We start from the raw sequence: 16326 nt of genomic DNA on the forward strand, positions 1-16326 counted from the left end.
TAACTTGTCAGCAATAGAAGCTACGAAAAAGCAGGCAAAAACATTATTCCCAATTCTTGGTCTAGTAAGTATGGCTCATCTACTTAATGATTCCATGCAAGCCGTTATTCCAGCATCGTACCCAGTTCTCCAAGAGGCACTGGGTTTGTCTTTCACACAGCTAGGATTTATTACGTTTGTTCTATATTTCTCTTCCTCTGTTATTCAGCCTTTCGTAGGTGCAATTGCAGACGCAAGACCGACACCAATGATCTTACCAGCAGGAATGCTTATGGCAGCACTTGGTATGTTTGGTCTTGGTATTGCCCCAGGATATTGGTCAGTGTTAGGTGCTGTTCTGCTCGTCGGCATTGCATCAGCAATGTTTCATCCTGAAGGAGCGAGAATTGCCTATATGGCAGCGGGATCGAAGCGTGGGCTCGCGCAATCAATTTTCCAGGTTGGCGGAAATATGGGAGGTGCGCTTGCACCAATCATGACCGCATATATTTTCTTTCCGTTTGGACAAAAAGGAGCCTATTGGTTCATTGTCTTAGCAGGCGTAGGATTTGTTATTCAAGCTTTTGTTGCAAGTTGGTATAGTAGCCAGTTGAAATTAATGCCTCCGTTGGAACGCAAAAAAGCAAAGAAAAAGACATCAGATGGTAATGATAAAGTAGTAAGAAAATCTATCTTTTATGTTATCTTATTAGTATTTGCACGTTCGTGGTTTAGTGCAAGCATTGGAACGTACTTCGTCTTCTTTCTTATGGATAAGTTTGGTCTTTCCATACCAAATGCCCAAATGTATATCTTTACGTATATGGCAGCAGGTATTATTGGAACATTTCTTGGCGGTCCTTTATCGGATAAAGTCGGTCGCAGAAATGTGATTCTACTTTCCTTGTTAGGAGCAGTGCCATTTGCTATAGCGTTACCTTTCGCTGGTCTTGTTGCCGCTTACCCACTATTATTCTTGCTTGGTCTTATTAACCATAGTAGCTTCTCCGTTACAGTGGTATACGTTCAAGAGATGGTACCTGGTAAAGTGGGAATGGTGTCAGGACTAATTACTGGTCTGGCATTTGGTATGGGTGCACTAGGTTCTATGGTATTAGGTATTATTATTGATTTAACTAGTATTCAAGCGGTTATTATTGCATGCTCCTTCATGCCTTTATTAGGAGTAATAGGCTTCTTACTTCCCCCTGACAAACGTAAAAATAGTACACCAGCAGCAGTATAGCAATGGAGCAATGTACGTTATGTTTTGGACATGAAACATTTACCAAGTTAGACAGGAGTATATTCTTTCGAGAATATACTCCTATTTTCATTTATGCTCGATTATGCTAATAAATGAAGCGCTGATAACAAAGACTAAGTTGTAAACTAGACGATTTCTTTTTTCTATAATACAATAAAACCGTCTGGACGGTATAGTTGTTATTTGAAAGGATGACCGATATGAATAAACATAATATCTCACAAACAAACATTAAAAAATTGCGTATCCTCGAAGCGGCCTCCAAAGTTGTTCTCTCAGAAGGAGTCAATCGCTTAACGTTAGAAGCGGTTGCACTAGAGGCTCAGATCAGCAAAGGCGGATTGTTATATCACTATGGAACGAAAGATGAGCTTATTAAAGCAATGAACCTTCGTGTAATCGAACAATTTAGAGAGTTTATTGAACACGAGCTTGTTACTGGTGCATCTTATCCTAAAGCTTACTTACTTGCTTCATTAAAGAGTTTGCAAGATACGGAATACCTTAATATAAGCACGAGTTTACTGGCTGCGATCTCTAACAATCACGCGGTTCTCGATCTATGGAAGGAAGACTACCAGAAGATTAAAGAAAATTTCAATAAAGCTAAAATTCGTAATGAGCTTTCTTTACTTATTCAAGCTACTTGCGATGGAATATGGTTCTCTCGAGTATTAAAAATGACGTATATCGATGCGGCTGAAGGAGAGAAAATTATTATGGAATTACTACGCCAATTGGAAGGAGAGTCGACATAATGGCTTACTTACTTTTATTAACTTCAATTATTACGGAGGTGTTTGCTTCAACGATGTTGAAGCTCTCTAATGGCTTTACAAAGAAACTACCGATCATAGGTGTTGTTGTCGGTTATGGTTTATGTTTTTATCTACTGTCATTAACATTACTTGAGTTACCGTTAGGCTTTAGTTATGCGGTATGGAGCGGGCTCGGCACCATTCTTACTGCTGTAATGGGTGTCGTCTTATTTGAGGAAAAGATTAATCGCCAAGGACTGCTCGGTATCGCATTGCTGCTTGTCGGCATTATTTTATTGAATATTTCGAAATAAGGAGGGTTATGAATATGAATACAAAAGGCGCTATTTATTTAACATGTGCTATATTATTTGAGGTTTGTGGCTCTACCATGCTGAAATATTCAGAAGGCTTTACAGTACTTTGGCCATCGATCGGTGTCGTTATCGGTTTTCTAACTTCATTTACTTGTCTCGGTTTGGCACTTAAAAGTATGTCCCTCTCTACCGCATATGCAATCTGGTCAGGAGTTGGCACTGCACTTACCGCTTGTGTTGGTATTCTGCTATTTGGAGAGCAGATCAATGCACTGAAAATAACAGCGTTACTGTTCATTATTGTCGGCGTTGCTATACTGAATAAATCTAATTCAGAACAAGTTAAGACTTCCGAAACATAAATATTAAGTAATTGAATATATTGGAAATGTATTATATATTATTACATGTATTGGTTAAATTGCAATGAATTAACCTAAGGAGGTTACCATTATGTACATGAATAAAGATGTGTCAGAGATCACGCTCTATGCAAAGTCTACACTATAAACAACGGCGGTTGTTTGTATAGAGCGAATCATTTTAGTACCGCCTCAATACCTTTGATGGTGTGATATGTTTATAATGTGACTTTGCTACCTTAAAATTCTTACTATTTAAGGGGTAGAGTAATTATGGAATATATTAATGCAGACGTAGTCTTGCCAGAAGAATTATTAAAAGAAGTTCAAAAATATATTAATGGTGGCATGATTTATATACCTAAACCTAAAGGATTACGTAAAGGATGGGGAGTAAATTCAGGACACCGAACATATTTAACACAAAGAAATGATCAAATCCGTGAAAGTTTCTTACAAGGTGCCAATATTCATCAACTCTCTGATCAATATTTTCTTTCCTGCGATAGCATTAAGAAAATAGTTTATAAGAAGTCAATATAGTTGTACTAGAAGACACATTGGATTAATTTCCGGTGTGTCTTTTTGTGTATAAAACAATTAAGAGTTATTTCTTACATATTTATCTAGTGTTCCTCTAGCTATAATGGCATTAACAGTACTGTAAATTATACCGACAATAGGAGGGTAACGTTATCCAAAGACAACTTATAGAAAGCATGAATGCACATAGAGGTGGAGTCATATGGTTTACGGGGTTACCTGGATCGGGTAAAACTACACTTGCTATTAACGTTCAGTATGAATTACTGCAGTCCAATATACGATGCGCCATTATCGATGGTGATGTTATAAGACATAAACTTAACTGTGATCTTGGTTTTTCAGAAGAAGATCGTATGGAAAACCTTCGACGTGCTGCGGAAGTAACGCGTATGTTCATAGAAGCAGGAATTTTCGTGTTAGCTCCATTTATTACGCCGAGTGACACGTGCAGAGCAATGATTAGACAACACTTCCAGCCTGAAGATTATACGGAACTATATGTGGAATGTTCATTGGCTGCTTGCATCGAACGTGATCCGAAAGGAATGTACGCCCTCGCTCTTGCAGATAAACTTCCCAATTTCACAGGAATATCTGCGCCATACGATCCACCAATTGCTCCAGATCTCACGTTAGATACGCAGCAGTTAGCATTACAACAATGTGTAGATAAATTAATCGAGTATATACAGAATAAAGTGAAAATTAATAACTAAATAATCGTATTGGAGGATATTATGCTAGATATAGATTACAGTAATTATTTTTGGCAGGATGATCAAGTTAGATTACGTGCAATAGGGGCTGACGATTGGGAAAGTTGTTATATGTCTGATTTTGATACTCCTGCACGCCGCTTTCTAGAATGTGCGATTGAATTACCACCCACAATTGCTGGAGCGAAAAAATTCACAGAGGAAAATGCTGATTTTTCTTCTACGAATGGACGAATCATGTTCACGATCGAAAATTTAAATGGAGATAGTATAGGTGGCATTAACTTAAACAGTATAGACCAGAGAAACGGCACGTTTAGTATAGGTATAGTTATTGATAAACAGTACCGTAGCAAAAGTTATGGTACTCGAGCTATGAATATACTTTTAAAGTATGCCTTTCTTGAACGAAGACTAAATAAATTCAATGACTATGTTCTTGAAGGAAACGAAGGTTCTGCAAAAATGATGAAGAAACTCGGTTGCGTTCAAGAAGGCGTACGTCGACAGGTAGTCTATATGAATGGACAATATTTAGATTTCATATTGTTTGGATTAACTAAGGAAGAATTTATTGAGCAGCAAAAGAAAATAGAGAATTAATATATGAATTTTATTATTAATAACTGAAAGAGGAGAGGGTTCTATGAAACCTACATTAAGCTATACGATCTGGTTTTCACAACGTACTGGAAGCACGTTGCTAAACCTTGCGCTTGCATCGACTGGAGTAGCAGGAAACCCTGCGGAATGGATTACATCCCGAGATCCAAATGCGATCACAAAAGAGGATATTGAGTCTATTTGGAGTTATGGTTCAACTTCCAATGGTGTATTCGGAATGAAGACATGTCTTTCACCCAATTGGATTACTGGACTGAGAAAACTTTATGAACTACCTGAAACAACAACACTGGCTGAAGTATGGCGTACAGCTTTCCCTAACAGCAACAAACATATATGGATGACGCGTAGAAACAAAATAAGATTAGCAGTTTCATGGTGGCGCGCAATCGTATCTGGCGAATGGCATAGACAATATGGAGAAAAGCCACAAGAGCATGATATTGCAGATCAATATAACTTTGATGCGATTAATCATTTGCTGGCTGAAGCTGCTTTCCGAGAAGCTGGTATGGAACAATTTTTCAGTGAAGAAGGAATTGTTCCACTTACGATTGTGTATGAGGACTTTATTCAAGATTATGAGGGAACGGTGTTGGGCGTATTAGAATATCTTGATATTTCAACAGACAATGTTGTAGTAACACCACCTTCACTAGATAAATTAGCAGATGATGTTGCTGAGGAATGGATACAAAGATTTCGAAAAGAACGTCAGCAAGGCTGGGAAAATATCGGTTGGTAACTAGTAGGCTTCGGCTTCTAGACTATAACAGTGCTAGCAACTTTAATTTGAAATAACCCTTATCATGTTTACTTAGATAAGGGTTATTTCTATATGGAATTGGACATTTAAGGATAGCTCCATTAATGATATCAAGGACAAGTTACTAAGGCATTAATTTCTTAATTGTAAAGTTATCATCCAGTAGTACCCAGTTTTGTGGATACGGGAAACCGAGTGCCCAATAACTGACGCCACGAAGATGATATTGTTTAACCATATCAAACTTAGCTTGTGCGCTTCGTGCATCTTCAAACCATACTTCATGACGTACCCCTTGTTCATTCACATAGCGGAAATAAGGTGATTGTGTCGTCACATTATACTGGATGGGCGCTCCGTATTGATCTGCTCTGCGAATTGCTTCCTGAGGACTGAAAGTTTCTGCTTCTTGACCTTGAACATGTGGAACAACCCAATCTCTAGCATAGATTTGGAATCCTAAAAATATTTTTTCAGCAGGGATTACAGTTAGCGCATATTCAACTACTTTGCGCATTTGGTTAATCGGAGATATCGCTTGTGGAGGTCCTTTGCGGTAGCCCCATTCATAAGTCATTAGAATAACGAAATCAGCAATTCTTCCATGTTCCTCGTAATCATGCGCTTCATATAGAAGACCAGATTGTTGCACGCTCGTTTTCGGAGCAAGGGCAGTCGACACTAAATAGCCCTTAGGATGAAGTCGGTCTACACATAATTGGAGAAATTCATTGTAGTTCTCACGATCTTGAGGCAATACATTCTCAAAATCAACATTGAGCACAGTATAACCTTTCTCTTCCATCACTTGGAGTACATTATTTATCAATGTTTCTCGTAGTTCCGGACTGGATAATACAACATGAGATAGATTAGAACCAGCCTCAGTTGATGTGAAGTTCGTAATCGACAACATCGGTGAGATGTTGTTGACGATTGCTGCTTCAACCATTTGTTGATCGTCAAATGGTTGCAATGATCCGTCTTCTTTAATCATGTAAGCAAATGGACTGAAATAAGTAAGGAGTTGACCGATCTTATTAAGTGTATTAACAGCGGCTTCATTCGATTGATAAGTGTAGGCATTGACCTCAATCTCGAGCTTTTTTCTAGGAATAATTAATTGCATTCCGATAGTAATGTTATTCGGATTTTCAATATGATTTTCGATCATAATAGTTTGGACTGAAACACCATATCGGTTGGAGATCGCCATTAATGTTTCTCCAGGCTGTACAACATGTATGATCGGTGGAATTATTAGCGACATACCTGGATCAAGTAAGTTAGGATTTGCGAGTTGATTCGTTTGCTCGATAGCATGCACGGTAACCCCATATTGCGCTGCAATAGACCATAGGCTTTCTCCTGCTCTCACCCGATGAGAAGTATACGGTGAAGGTATAACTAACGATTGTCCAATTAGTAATTGATTAGGATTGGGTAGTTGATTCAACTCATTAATAGCATTCGCAGTCGTATGATAGTCGTGGGCAATTTTCCAAAGTGAATCACCAGCACTAACTACATGTATTAGCAATAGAATTCCTCCTTAAACATTTCATGATTCACATGAAATGTAGCATCGAAAGCATAATCTTAACAATATTCATTGGTATATCTTATGCGTCGATGAATAAAATGTGTGTTAGCCTAGAGGGATTATTAGTAGATTTACTACCTACTATGAATATGTATCCGATAACGGTTATAATGAACAATATAATCGATGCCAAATTTTCGATACAACCGAGGAGAAATTAATAATATATGAAAAAGAATAAGCCCTCTTTCCGTCAAAAGTCGGATAAGAAAACCGCTCCAAAACCTTCACGTCGTCAGGATGGACCAGTGAAGAGTACGAAAAAACCAACTATTCGTCATGTAAGTACTTTAAGAAATGCTACTCCACTTAAACAATTTACGGTGACTGAAGATGTAGAGTTACTTGTATTTTTGATTGATAAACTAGCAGGACAAGGAAGAAATTCTATAAAGTCTGTATTAGCTCGTGGACAAGTGTCTGTAGACGATCGTGTAGAGAAGCTCTACAACTATCCACTTAAAGCTGGACAAGTTGTTGCTGTTAGTAAAGAGCGAATTACGGCTGCTCCACAACTTATCGGCCTACGCATCGTGCATGAGGACGATGATCTAATCGTCGTTAATAAAGATACTGGTCTGCTCTCCGTAGCTTCTGAACAAGAAGGAGAACTTACGGCATATCGTCAACTAACTGCGTATGTTCGTGCAACTAATCCAGATAGTCGTATATTTATACTTCATCGTCTTGATCGTGATACTTCTGGAGTAATGATGTTTGCTAAGAGTGAGAAGGTTCAGCAGAAGATGCAAACAGCTTGGACAGATGTTGTGAAAGAACGAACTTATGTAGCTATAGTCGAAGGTTTTGTTAAGAAGCAACAAGGGACAATATCTTCATATCTTAAGGAAACATCAACATTAAAAATGTATTCTAGTCAACACGCTGGTGACGGATTGCACGCGGTTACTCACTATAAAGTTATGAAGGCAAATCGTGACTTCTCCTTGTTAGAAGTAAATCTTGAGACAGGTCGAAAAAATCAGATTCGTGTTCATATGCAGGATCTAGGACATCCTGTTGTTGGTGACAAGAAGTATGGTGCTAAGTTGAAGTCGATTGGTCGTCTTGGACTACATGCTCGTGTACTTGCGTTTGAGCACCCTACTACTGGTAAAATCATACGTTTTGAGACACCAATTCCGAAACAATTTTTAAGTCAGTTTAAAGAAAAATAATAATTCTGTACGATGATACAGCTGAATCGAAAAAGGTTAGGTGATTTTTCACCTAACCTTTTTTTGTTTCGATGTTTTATTATCAATTATTAACCTTGTGGCGTGGTTCAATGATCTGGATGAATGTTTTCGTTGCACGTGACAAAGGGAACATTTTTGAATAACAGATACCGATATTTCGACGTGGAATTTCCTCTGTGAGCTGAATTTCATGTAATAATCCATTTTTCAAATAATGTTCAGAGAACTCTTTCGTGACACAAGCAATACCGAGATTAATTTTCGCAAACTCTAACAATAAATCATGGGAACCTAATTCAAAATCTGGCGAAATCTGATGTCCCTGTTCTTTTAAGTATTGCTCTACATATTTACGGGAATTAGAGTTTTTTTCGAGAAAAATTAAGGGCATGCTTATGAGCTGCTCTAAACTAATTGGATTAGTTGTTAAATGCTTATATTTCTGACCACAAACGAAAATATCACGTACTTCTTTGCAAGGGATGAAATGGAATTTGTTATCTTGAATCGGTAAGTTGCAAATGCCGACATCTGCTTTACCCTCTTTAATAAAATCACAAATTTCAATCGTTGTTCCGTTTATAATATTAAGTTTGATTCCAGGGTATTTTGTATAGAACTCTTCTAAATAGGGCAATAAAAAGTAACGAGAGATCGTATCTCCTACACCTATATTTAATACCCCTGTTAACAAGTTTTTAGATTCCAAAATTTTTTCCTCGGCCATACTTAACAGATTCATGGCAGAATTCACATGTTCATATAGTAGAATACCTTCTGTTGTTAAGGTCACGCCTTTCGTTGTGCGATAAAACAATATAATGTCCAACTCTTTTTCGAGTTTTAGAATGGCTTGGCTAACGGCCGATTGTGTTAAATATAATTGCTCTGCAGCTTTTGAGATGCTTTTCTGAAGTGCAACCTCTTTAAATATTCGATATAAATCTAATTTGCCAATCATATTAATGCTCCTTATGTCCGATATTATAGATATTAATTTTACTTATATCATGTTATAAGGGTATAGTAAATCTATACAGATGAATAACGATAACTAGCAAACATATAATTATTCCGTTAAAGGAGAACTTACATTGCAAAGAGTAGTTGGAACAGTAGTTAGAGGTCTTCGTGGACCGATCATTAATAATGGTGACAATATTGAGCAAATCGTAGTGGATACCGTATTAAATGCCGCTAAAGTTGAGGGCTTTACTATTGAAGATCGTGATATTGTAACAGTAACTGAATCAATTGTAGCTCGTGCACAAGGTAATTATGCAACGATAGATGCAATTGCCGCTGATGTGAGCGCTAAATTTGGAACAGATACAGTAGGGGTTATTTTCCCTATTCTAAGCCGTAATCGTTTTGCTAACTGTTTAAGAGGGATTGCCAAAGGCGTACAAAAAGTAGTGCTAATGTTAAGCTACCCTTCTGATGAAGTTGGTAACCATCTTGTCGATCTAGACGAACTTGATGCAAAAGGTGTTAATCCGTGGACTGATGTATTAACTGAAGCGGAATTCCGTCAACATTTTGGATACAAAAAACATACATTCACTGGCGTGGATTATATAGACTACTATAAATCATTGATTGAAGCTGAAGGTGCATCTTGTGAAGTGATCTTCTCCAACAATCCAAAAACAATTTTAGATTATACAAAGAGCGTATTAACTTGTGATATTCATACAAGATTCCGTACGAAACGTATTCTGGAAGCTAATGGTGCTGAGAAAGTATATGGTCTTGATAATATACTTTCTCAATCTATTAACGGAAGTGGACACAACGAAGCTTACGGTCTACTTGGCTCGAACAAAGCAACAGAAGATAGTGTGAAGCTATTCCCTAACAACTGTCAGCCAATTGTAGATGGTATTCAAGCGAAAATCTTAGAGCAAACGGGTAAATTAGTTGAAGTTATGGTTTACGGAGATGGTGCATTCAAAGATCCAGTCGGTAAAATATGGGAGCTTGCTGATCCAGTTGTATCTCCAGCATATACTATTGGTCTTGATGGAACGCCTAATGAAATAAAACTTAAATACTTAGCTGATAATAACTTCTCACATCTACGTGGAGAAGAGTTGCAAAAAGCAATTTCTGAATATATTACGAACAAGAATGAGAATCTTGTAGGTGCAATGGAAGCTCAAGGCACAACGCCACGTAAATTAACGGATCTTATCGGTTCATTATCTGATCTAACTTCAGGTAGTGGAGATAAAGGAACGCCGATGGTTTATATTCAAGGCTATTTCGATAACTATACAAAATAATTTAATCTGCAAGATGATCTCAAGTAATTATGCGGATACTTAATTACCAAAGACCTTCTAATCGTTAGAAAACGATAACTAGAAGGTCTTTTTTGTAAACTTAAGTTGTATTGCTATTAAGAAGGCTACAATCATTTATAAAATTCTATACAAGTTATTCACTAAAGTATAAACTTAACTTACCGTAATTTATGTGAGAAAAATGGTTATCTTATAATACATATAACATACAAAGCACTAACCTATACTAGAGAATAAGGGGTTAACCGTATGGATTTGTTAATAATGGTATTGTTATTATTAGTTTGCTTATTAGTTTCAAACATAATTAGTCATTATATCCCCTCTATACCTACAGCGTTAATTCAAATTGCACTAGGAATTATACTCACCTTTATATTTTCAGATATTTCATTTGAACTAGAATCAGAATGGTTCTTATTATTATTTATTGCTCCTCTTTTATTTAATGACGGAAGACATTTTCCACGTGAAGCATTATGGAAAATGAAAGTCCCCATACTAGGCAATGCTATTGTCCTTGTTCTAATAACGACGATCGGTGGAGGATACTTTATCCATTGGATGATTCCGGATATCCCGATTGCCGCAGCGTTTGCATTAGCTGCGATTCTTTCGCCTACTGACCCTGTAGCGGTTAATGGAATAGCAAAGCGAATTCATATTCCCGAAAAAGTATTGAATTTGGTAAGAGGAGAATCTCTTATTAATGATGCTTCTGGCTTAGTAGCATTTAATTATGCAGTCGTCGCAGTCGTTACAGGATACTTCTCGATCAAAGAAGCATTTTTTGATTTTACATATGTATTTATTGCAGGTGCAGTAATAGGGTTAGTCTTAATATTACTAATTACTTGGATAACATTTGTTCTGCGTAAGAAAGGTATTACCGATGTAACTTTTCATTCGTTGTTACAAGTATTGACCCCATTTATTATTTATATCGTAACCGAAGAGCTTTTGCATGCATCAGGAGTAATTGCAGTTGTAGTAGCAGGGGTTACGCATTCTTTAACTTCTGAGCGAACAGAGAAGCTAGTGGCTGAAGAGAAAGTACTAACAGAAAATATTTGGTCGATTGTGTTATTTGTATTGAATGGTGTTGTATTCCTACTATTAGGTCTTAACATTCCTTCTTCTATGCAATCCACAGTAGCTAATCCTAACATAGGCAACTGGTTAGCAATTGTATATGTACTTGCGATTGGTGTAGTTATTCTAGCTATTCGCTTTGTGTGGACATATGTATTCTCCTATTATCAATATCGCTTCCTTAAGACAATAGATGCAGAGCGACCAAGCTTCAAAACAAGCTTATTAATTAGTTTAACTGGTGTGCGTGGCGCAGTGACCATGGCAGGGGTTCTATCTATTCCATTTCTCATTAAGAGCGGTGAGCTGTTTCCAGAACGGTCGTTGATTTTATTTATAGCTGCAGGCGTTATTTTATTCACATTAATCGTTGCAACTGTGTTTCTACCATTACTAAGTAAAGATGGTTCTTCAAAAGCGGGAGTTCAGAATAAAAATAATATCGCTAAAGCAAAACAGAAAATTTTACTAGCAGCCATTAAGAAGATGAGACAAGAGATGAATGAAGAGAATGAGCCTGTCGTATATGAGCTCATGAGTGAATATAGAATGATGTTCGAGGGAATGCATCTAGATGATTGGGAAGATAAAGAACATTATCGTAAAAAAATTACAGAAATAAGATTATTAGGACTGAAAGCTGAACGGAAATATATCCATGATCTGATGAACGATAGTCAAATCGATCAAGAGGTGTTTGATACATTTGAACAATCGCTAGAGCATCGTGAAGAGATGCTTTCTACTAATGTTCGCACCGGAGCAAAGTATATTTTAGGACGAGCGATTAGAGGCTGGTATCAGTTTAACGGCAAACATCGTAAGGAAACAGGACTTAATCAAGATAAATTACGTCTTGGAAAACATATTCAGTTAAGAGCAATGCAAGCAGCTATTGCAACGATTAAGGAATATGCCCTTACAAGTGATACACCTGATATTGCCCAAGCAGTAATATTAGACTACAAAAGAATAATAAGTCGTTCCAAAGAAAAAGCAGCAACTAACTATGAAGTAAGAGAAGAGCAAAAAGAGGCACTGCGTCTAATGGTAATGGATATAGAACGACAAGAAATTCATAGTATGCTCGCAGCAGGCGAAATCACCAGTGAAGAGGCGAAAGAATTAAGACGCTTTGTAAACTACATTGAGAGTGTTACGTTGTATGAACATATAGAATGAAAAGAGTAAAATGAGTCTGGTATTTAGATATTTTTAAATTATTGATAGAAAACACATAAAAAAAGTAGGGAGAATATTCTTCCTACTTTTTTTATGAGAAACCCTTCTTAAAACTATTTCAAATGTATGAAGCGGATATTTATAGCAAGTTGAATTACGGTTGGTGCTACGATGAATAACAGTTAGAATAAATAAGTATCCATTTTTCTCCTATTCATCTCTCCGTACTCTTGGTTAACTCGAAAATCAATTCGTTAGCCATCCGCTTATTAAGATGATACGTTTCAAATTTTTCAAGACTTGTGGACAATTCTTTGATTGTCTCGATCTGGTAATCGGTCGGTGGCTCTAGTTCAACAAGTCTTTCATAGTTTTGGTAGGCCACTTTGAGCGCAGTTTCCGGAGAAAGTAAATCGATGATTTCGTATAACGCATTTGCTGCTTGCTCTGTAGACAAACCATATCCCGAATCGGTAGATATCATGAACTTATCCGGATACTGTTCTATTAACGGTACGAAATCTTCTAATGTATTGGTACTCTCGTTATTATATGCAGTAAATCCTGCAAAAAAATCAATGTACAAATTCGGATGTTTGGCCAATAACGTTTCAATATTACTTGGAGAGTTGTAAGCATTCGCATGTCCAAAAATAATGATTGTATCAGGATGCTGTTCCAATGCTTCTTCCAAATACATAATAGGGGTTCCATTCGGTGGATCGATATGCAATAGGATGGGGGTGTGATATTTCGCCGCCAGATCGTAGATTTGTGGTAAATTCCCGTCATTAGGATGCTCAGCTTTCCATTCTAGTTTGGAAACAACGGGTGAATAGATGGATGCGGCAGCGACCTCTCCGATATTCAAATAACCTTGCTCTAATTTTTCCTTTACGATTGATAGCCCCTCTTCTTCATAAATGGGGAATCCAGCAAAGGAAGGGTAGATATGTGAGGGATCCTTTTGATACTGTATCCAAGCAAGTTGATCCGTGGTTTGAGCGCTCGGCTCGGAAATATTACCAAACAATACGATTCGGTCGATACCGAATTGTTTCCATTTATTTACCGCATTTTGATTCACCGCATCGTGGTTATGAATGTCGATGACTGTAAGATCATAATAGATCTCGTGCAATTCTTTTTCAGGATCTTTGTGTTTACGAATGTTTTGAATAAGTTCCAGGTCGCCCTCCTGTGGAGTATACTCGGTTAGAGGTTTGACAATCACTTTATTGGTTGTTAGAGTTTCACTCAAATTGTCTGATGTGGATGAGGAGCATCCGATTATTAATGTGATTACAAAGAAAGTTAATGCGAAAAGTGCTATTCGATGACTCATACGGGGCATTTTCATTCCTCCATTCTCAAATAGGTTTAACGCTGTTACCTTTGAACAAGCTAGGAGTTAATCTTATCGTTTTTCCGCTCCCCCCATTGATCAATTCGAGCAGCATTTCCGCCGCCTTTATACCTATAGCGGGGTTATCTATTACGATGGATGCTAGTGGGGGATTATAGTATTTGCCTACGAAGAGTCCATCATAACCAATGACGGAGAGATGTTCGGGCACTAGAACTCCCTTTTCCGCCAAGGATGAAATAGCGCCCATAGCCATTAGATCGTTTGCGAAAAAGATAGCCGTTATTGTGGGGTTGAGATGCAGCAACTGGTGCGCACTCTCATTCCCCCCGTTACCCGTATAATCGCTCCAAAAGACGGGTGTATCTTCGACAGTTAGATGAGCCTCTTCGGTTGCTCTTCTGAAACCTTCTAGCCGTTCCCTGCTGATTTCAAAGCATTCAGGTCCGTTAACGAACCCGATCCGTCTGTGCCCACAATCAATCAAGTAGCGTGTGGCCATGTAAGCGCCCATGTTCTCATCCGTGTTAATGTTGGAGCAAAATCGGGTTAACGTCGAACTCTCAAGTACGACAGCTGGATGATTCATCTCTTTTAAGTCCTCATAGATCGGATGGTCGGCACGGAATACACTCAATAAAATACATCCGCTCAGATTGCGGAAATTCAGGATGTCGTTGAGTTCTCCTCTTGAATAGTTGTGACTACGAATGGTATAAATGATTGCACGGTAGTTGTAAGAGGCCAATGTTTTATTAATGTATGGCAGCAATTCAAAGAAAGCAGGACGTGCTTCAAAGTCGCTGTCCTCCAATAGGATTCCAATCAATTCGCTTTTCTGTCTAACCAATTCCTTAGCGGCTAAGTTTGGTACGTAACCAAGTGCATTGGCTGCTTCCAAAACTTGTACCCTCGTCTTGTTTTTGACGCCGTAGTCTCCATTCAACGCTCTGGATACTGTACTTATCGATAAGTTACAATGGAGGGCTACATCTTTTAGAGATATTTTCATTATTTCACCTAATTTCGGGAACGTTTGCAATTTCTGATTAGAATATATTACAAATGTAAATTTTTTGCAATGAATTTTTCGGGAACGTTCCCTAAGTTTGCTTGTCATTTGAGTTTTCGGAAAACTCTCGAGCTATAAATCCAATAAGTTGATTTAAATTCAACAATAAGGTATAATTATAATTTACTGTTAGATATATGTATGTTTTATGGTGAATCGTTGCTTACATAAAACTGAAGATTAATATGAAAATTAACTATTTGAATATGTGAATATGCGGCTGTGAGAATCACATACAATAGTAACTGAAACAACTTTTATTACATCAGTGCGATGTATCGATAATAATTGTTGTAAAATTTCGAATGAAATTTGAATATAAAACTAATATGATGGTGTGTTATATTACGATATAATCTTACTGAAATTATAGATTTTTATGTTAATGATGTTTACTGAACAGTTACAACAATCAGTAAATGAGGGAAACCGGATGTATCTAACAGATCAAGGCAAGGAACAATTGTTGAATCTTTTTTGGGTGAATGATACGCTCTCACTTGAGAGATGAATGAACAATTACCGTGTACAGATTTGTAAGTGGAGCCGCTATAGAGTGGTGACTGTTTCGAGAGGTAGGGCGAAACCGAAGGACAATTTGCCTTAAATATTGTAAGCCATAACCATTCACTTGGTTATGGCTTTTTTAGTTTCTGTAACTTATATTTATCAATATTAGGTTCTAATAATATGGTAATGAATGAGGGAGTCGATACTATTTATGATAAGAAAGTTCAAAAATGAAGATATTGATAGAGTGATGTCTATTTGGGAAGCTAGTACAATTAAGGCGCATCCGTTTATTGATAAGGATTACTGGAAAAGTAATTATGATACGGTGAAAAATGTTTATATGCCTATGTCAGAGACTTTTGTCTATGATGATGGGGAACATATAAAAGGTTTTATTAGTGTAATAAATAATGATTTCATAGGTGCTTTATTTGTAGATGTGAATGATCAAGGGTTAGGAATAGGAAGCCAATTGATGGATTATACAATCACGAAATATGAGAAGTTAAACTTAGCTGTATATAAAGATAATGAACAATCTGTAAGGTTTTATATGGGTAAAGGATTCAAAATAGTTGGAGAACAAAAGAATGAGGATTCTGGATATGAAGAATATATCATGGAAAAATCTAAGTTAGAATAGTTACATAGTTGAAAT

16 protein-coding genes are annotated in these 16326 nt (G+C 37.2%); 12 read left to right on the forward strand and 4 right to left on the reverse strand.

The genetic code is table 11. From position 1 onward, the window contains the following. Window positions 1-4: 4 nt before the first annotated feature. The 8 genes from NV377_RS15270 to NV377_RS15305 all read left to right on the forward strand — a co-directional run bounded on the left by NV377_RS15270 (window position 5) and on the right by NV377_RS15305 (window position 5314). Window positions 5-1225: an MFS transporter gene (locus NV377_RS15270; protein WP_258201652.1), complete on the forward strand. Its 1221-nt coding sequence runs from the start codon at window positions 5-7 to the stop codon at window positions 1223-1225. A 221-nt stretch (window positions 1226-1446) separates the two neighbouring features. Then, window positions 1447-2004, forward strand: coding sequence for a TetR/AcrR family transcriptional regulator (locus tag NV377_RS15275; RefSeq protein ID WP_258201653.1), 558 nt, complete (start codon window positions 1447-1449; stop codon window positions 2002-2004). Continuing rightward, window positions 2004-2318, forward strand: a complete 315-nt coding sequence (locus NV377_RS15280; protein ID WP_258201654.1) for a DMT family transporter — start codon at window positions 2004-2006, stop codon at window positions 2316-2318. Before NV377_RS15275 ends, NV377_RS15280 begins: the two co-directional genes overlap by 1 nt. A gap of 14 nt (window positions 2319-2332) precedes the next feature. Further along, window positions 2333-2683 carry a DMT family transporter gene (locus NV377_RS15285; RefSeq protein WP_258201655.1) on the forward strand — a complete coding sequence of 117 codons (351 nt, stop codon included), beginning with the start codon at window positions 2333-2335 and terminating at the stop codon, window positions 2681-2683. A 273-nt stretch (window positions 2684-2956) separates the two neighbouring features. Then, window positions 2957-3226, forward strand: a complete 270-nt coding sequence (locus NV377_RS15290) for a CD3324 family protein (protein ID WP_258201656.1) — start codon at window positions 2957-2959, stop codon at window positions 3224-3226. A gap of 152 nt (window positions 3227-3378) precedes the next feature. Next, window positions 3379-3945 (forward strand): adenylyl-sulfate kinase, encoded by a 567-nt coding sequence (cysC, locus tag NV377_RS15295; RefSeq protein ID WP_258201873.1) that lies wholly within the window; start codon window positions 3379-3381, stop codon window positions 3943-3945. Window positions 3946-3966: 21 nt separating this feature from the next. Continuing rightward, complete coding sequence (locus NV377_RS15300; protein ID WP_258201657.1) at window positions 3967-4548, forward strand: GNAT family N-acetyltransferase; 582 nt, start codon at window positions 3967-3969, stop codon at window positions 4546-4548. A 43-nt stretch (window positions 4549-4591) separates the two neighbouring features. Continuing rightward, the gene (locus NV377_RS15305; RefSeq protein WP_258201658.1) at window positions 4592-5314 is read left to right on the forward strand and encodes a Stf0 family sulfotransferase; all 723 of its coding nucleotides are present in this window, start codon (window positions 4592-4594) and stop codon (window positions 5312-5314) included. Between the two features lie 145 nt (window positions 5315-5459). Here NV377_RS15305 and NV377_RS15310 read toward each other — a convergent pair whose 3' ends face one another. Then, on the reverse strand, window positions 5460-6875 hold the full coding sequence (locus tag NV377_RS15310) for a glycoside hydrolase family 18 protein (RefSeq protein ID WP_258201659.1): 1416 nt from the start codon (window positions 6873-6875) through the stop codon (window positions 5460-5462). A 230-nt stretch (window positions 6876-7105) separates the two neighbouring features. Here NV377_RS15310 and NV377_RS15315 point away from each other — a divergent pair, with 230 nt between their 5' ends. Continuing rightward, on the forward strand, window positions 7106-8116 hold the full coding sequence (locus tag NV377_RS15315) for an RluA family pseudouridine synthase (RefSeq protein ID WP_258201660.1): 1011 nt from the start codon (window positions 7106-7108) through the stop codon (window positions 8114-8116). A gap of 82 nt (window positions 8117-8198) precedes the next feature. On the opposite strand, the gene NV377_RS15320 is transcribed toward NV377_RS15315, so the two are convergent. Further along, window positions 8199-9098, reverse strand: a complete 900-nt coding sequence (locus NV377_RS15320; RefSeq protein ID WP_258201661.1) for a LysR family transcriptional regulator — start codon at window positions 9096-9098, stop codon at window positions 8199-8201. Window positions 9099-9231: 133 nt separating this feature from the next. Between NV377_RS15320 and NV377_RS15325 the strand changes: the two genes are divergently transcribed. Together NV377_RS15325 and NV377_RS15330 are read left to right on the forward strand one after the other, a co-directional pair. Then, complete coding sequence (locus NV377_RS15325) at window positions 9232-10422, forward strand: coenzyme F420-0:L-glutamate ligase (protein WP_258201662.1); 1191 nt, start codon at window positions 9232-9234, stop codon at window positions 10420-10422. Window positions 10423-10692: 270 nt separating this feature from the next. Further along, the gene (locus tag NV377_RS15330) at window positions 10693-12717 is read left to right on the forward strand and encodes a Na+/H+ antiporter (protein WP_258201663.1); all 2025 of its coding nucleotides are present in this window, start codon (window positions 10693-10695) and stop codon (window positions 12715-12717) included. A gap of 214 nt (window positions 12718-12931) precedes the next feature. Here NV377_RS15330 and NV377_RS15335 read toward each other — a convergent pair whose 3' ends face one another. Beyond that, on the reverse strand, window positions 12932-14071 hold the full coding sequence (locus NV377_RS15335; RefSeq protein ID WP_258201664.1) for an amidohydrolase family protein: 1140 nt from the start codon (window positions 14069-14071) through the stop codon (window positions 12932-12934). 16 nt (window positions 14072-14087) lie between these two features. Then, a complete protein-coding gene (locus NV377_RS15340) occupies window positions 14088-15203 on the reverse strand; it encodes a LacI family DNA-binding transcriptional regulator (protein WP_308860139.1) in 1116 nt (371 codons plus the stop codon). A gap of 673 nt (window positions 15204-15876) precedes the next feature. On the opposite strand from NV377_RS15340, the gene NV377_RS15345 reads away from it, so the two are divergent. Continuing rightward, entirely contained in the window at window positions 15877-16311 is a 435-nt protein-coding gene (locus tag NV377_RS15345) for an N-acetyltransferase (protein ID WP_258201666.1), read from the forward strand. The last annotated feature ends 15 nt before the right edge of the window (window positions 16312-16326 follow it).

It is taken from the genome of Paenibacillus endoradicis, from assembly GCF_024721975.1.

Bases quoted from the DNA above. Each gene is read 5' to 3' on its own strand.
- NV377_RS15330 (WP_258201663.1), top strand. From the start codon at position 10,693: ATGGATTTGTTAATAATGGTATTGTTATTATTAGTTTGCTTATTAGTT.
- NV377_RS15300 (WP_258201657.1), top strand. From the start codon at position 3,967: ATGCTAGATATAGATTACAGTAATTATTTTTGGCAGGATGATCAAGTT.
- NV377_RS15320 (WP_258201661.1), bottom strand. From the start codon at position 9,098: ATGATTGGCAAATTAGATTTATATCGAATATTTAAAGAGGTTGCACTT.
- NV377_RS15340 (WP_308860139.1), bottom strand. From the start codon at position 15,203: ATGACAAGCAAACTTAGGGAACGTTCCCGAAAAATTCATTGCAAAAAA.
- NV377_RS15290 (WP_258201656.1), top strand. From the start codon at position 2,957: ATGGAATATATTAATGCAGACGTAGTCTTGCCAGAAGAATTATTAAAA.
- NV377_RS15275 (WP_258201653.1), top strand. From the start codon at position 1,447: ATGAATAAACATAATATCTCACAAACAAACATTAAAAAATTGCGTATC.
- NV377_RS15335 (WP_258201664.1), bottom strand. From the start codon at position 14,071: ATGCCCCGTATGAGTCATCGAATAGCACTTTTCGCATTAACTTTCTTT.
- NV377_RS15345 (WP_258201666.1), top strand. From the start codon at position 15,877: ATGATAAGAAAGTTCAAAAATGAAGATATTGATAGAGTGATGTCTATT.
- NV377_RS15315 (WP_258201660.1), top strand. From the start codon at position 7,106: ATGAAAAAGAATAAGCCCTCTTTCCGTCAAAAGTCGGATAAGAAAACC.
- NV377_RS15280 (WP_258201654.1), top strand. From the start codon at position 2,004: ATGGCTTACTTACTTTTATTAACTTCAATTATTACGGAGGTGTTTGCT.
- NV377_RS15285 (WP_258201655.1), top strand. From the start codon at position 2,333: ATGAATACAAAAGGCGCTATTTATTTAACATGTGCTATATTATTTGAG.
- NV377_RS15305 (WP_258201658.1), top strand. From the start codon at position 4,592: ATGAAACCTACATTAAGCTATACGATCTGGTTTTCACAACGTACTGGA.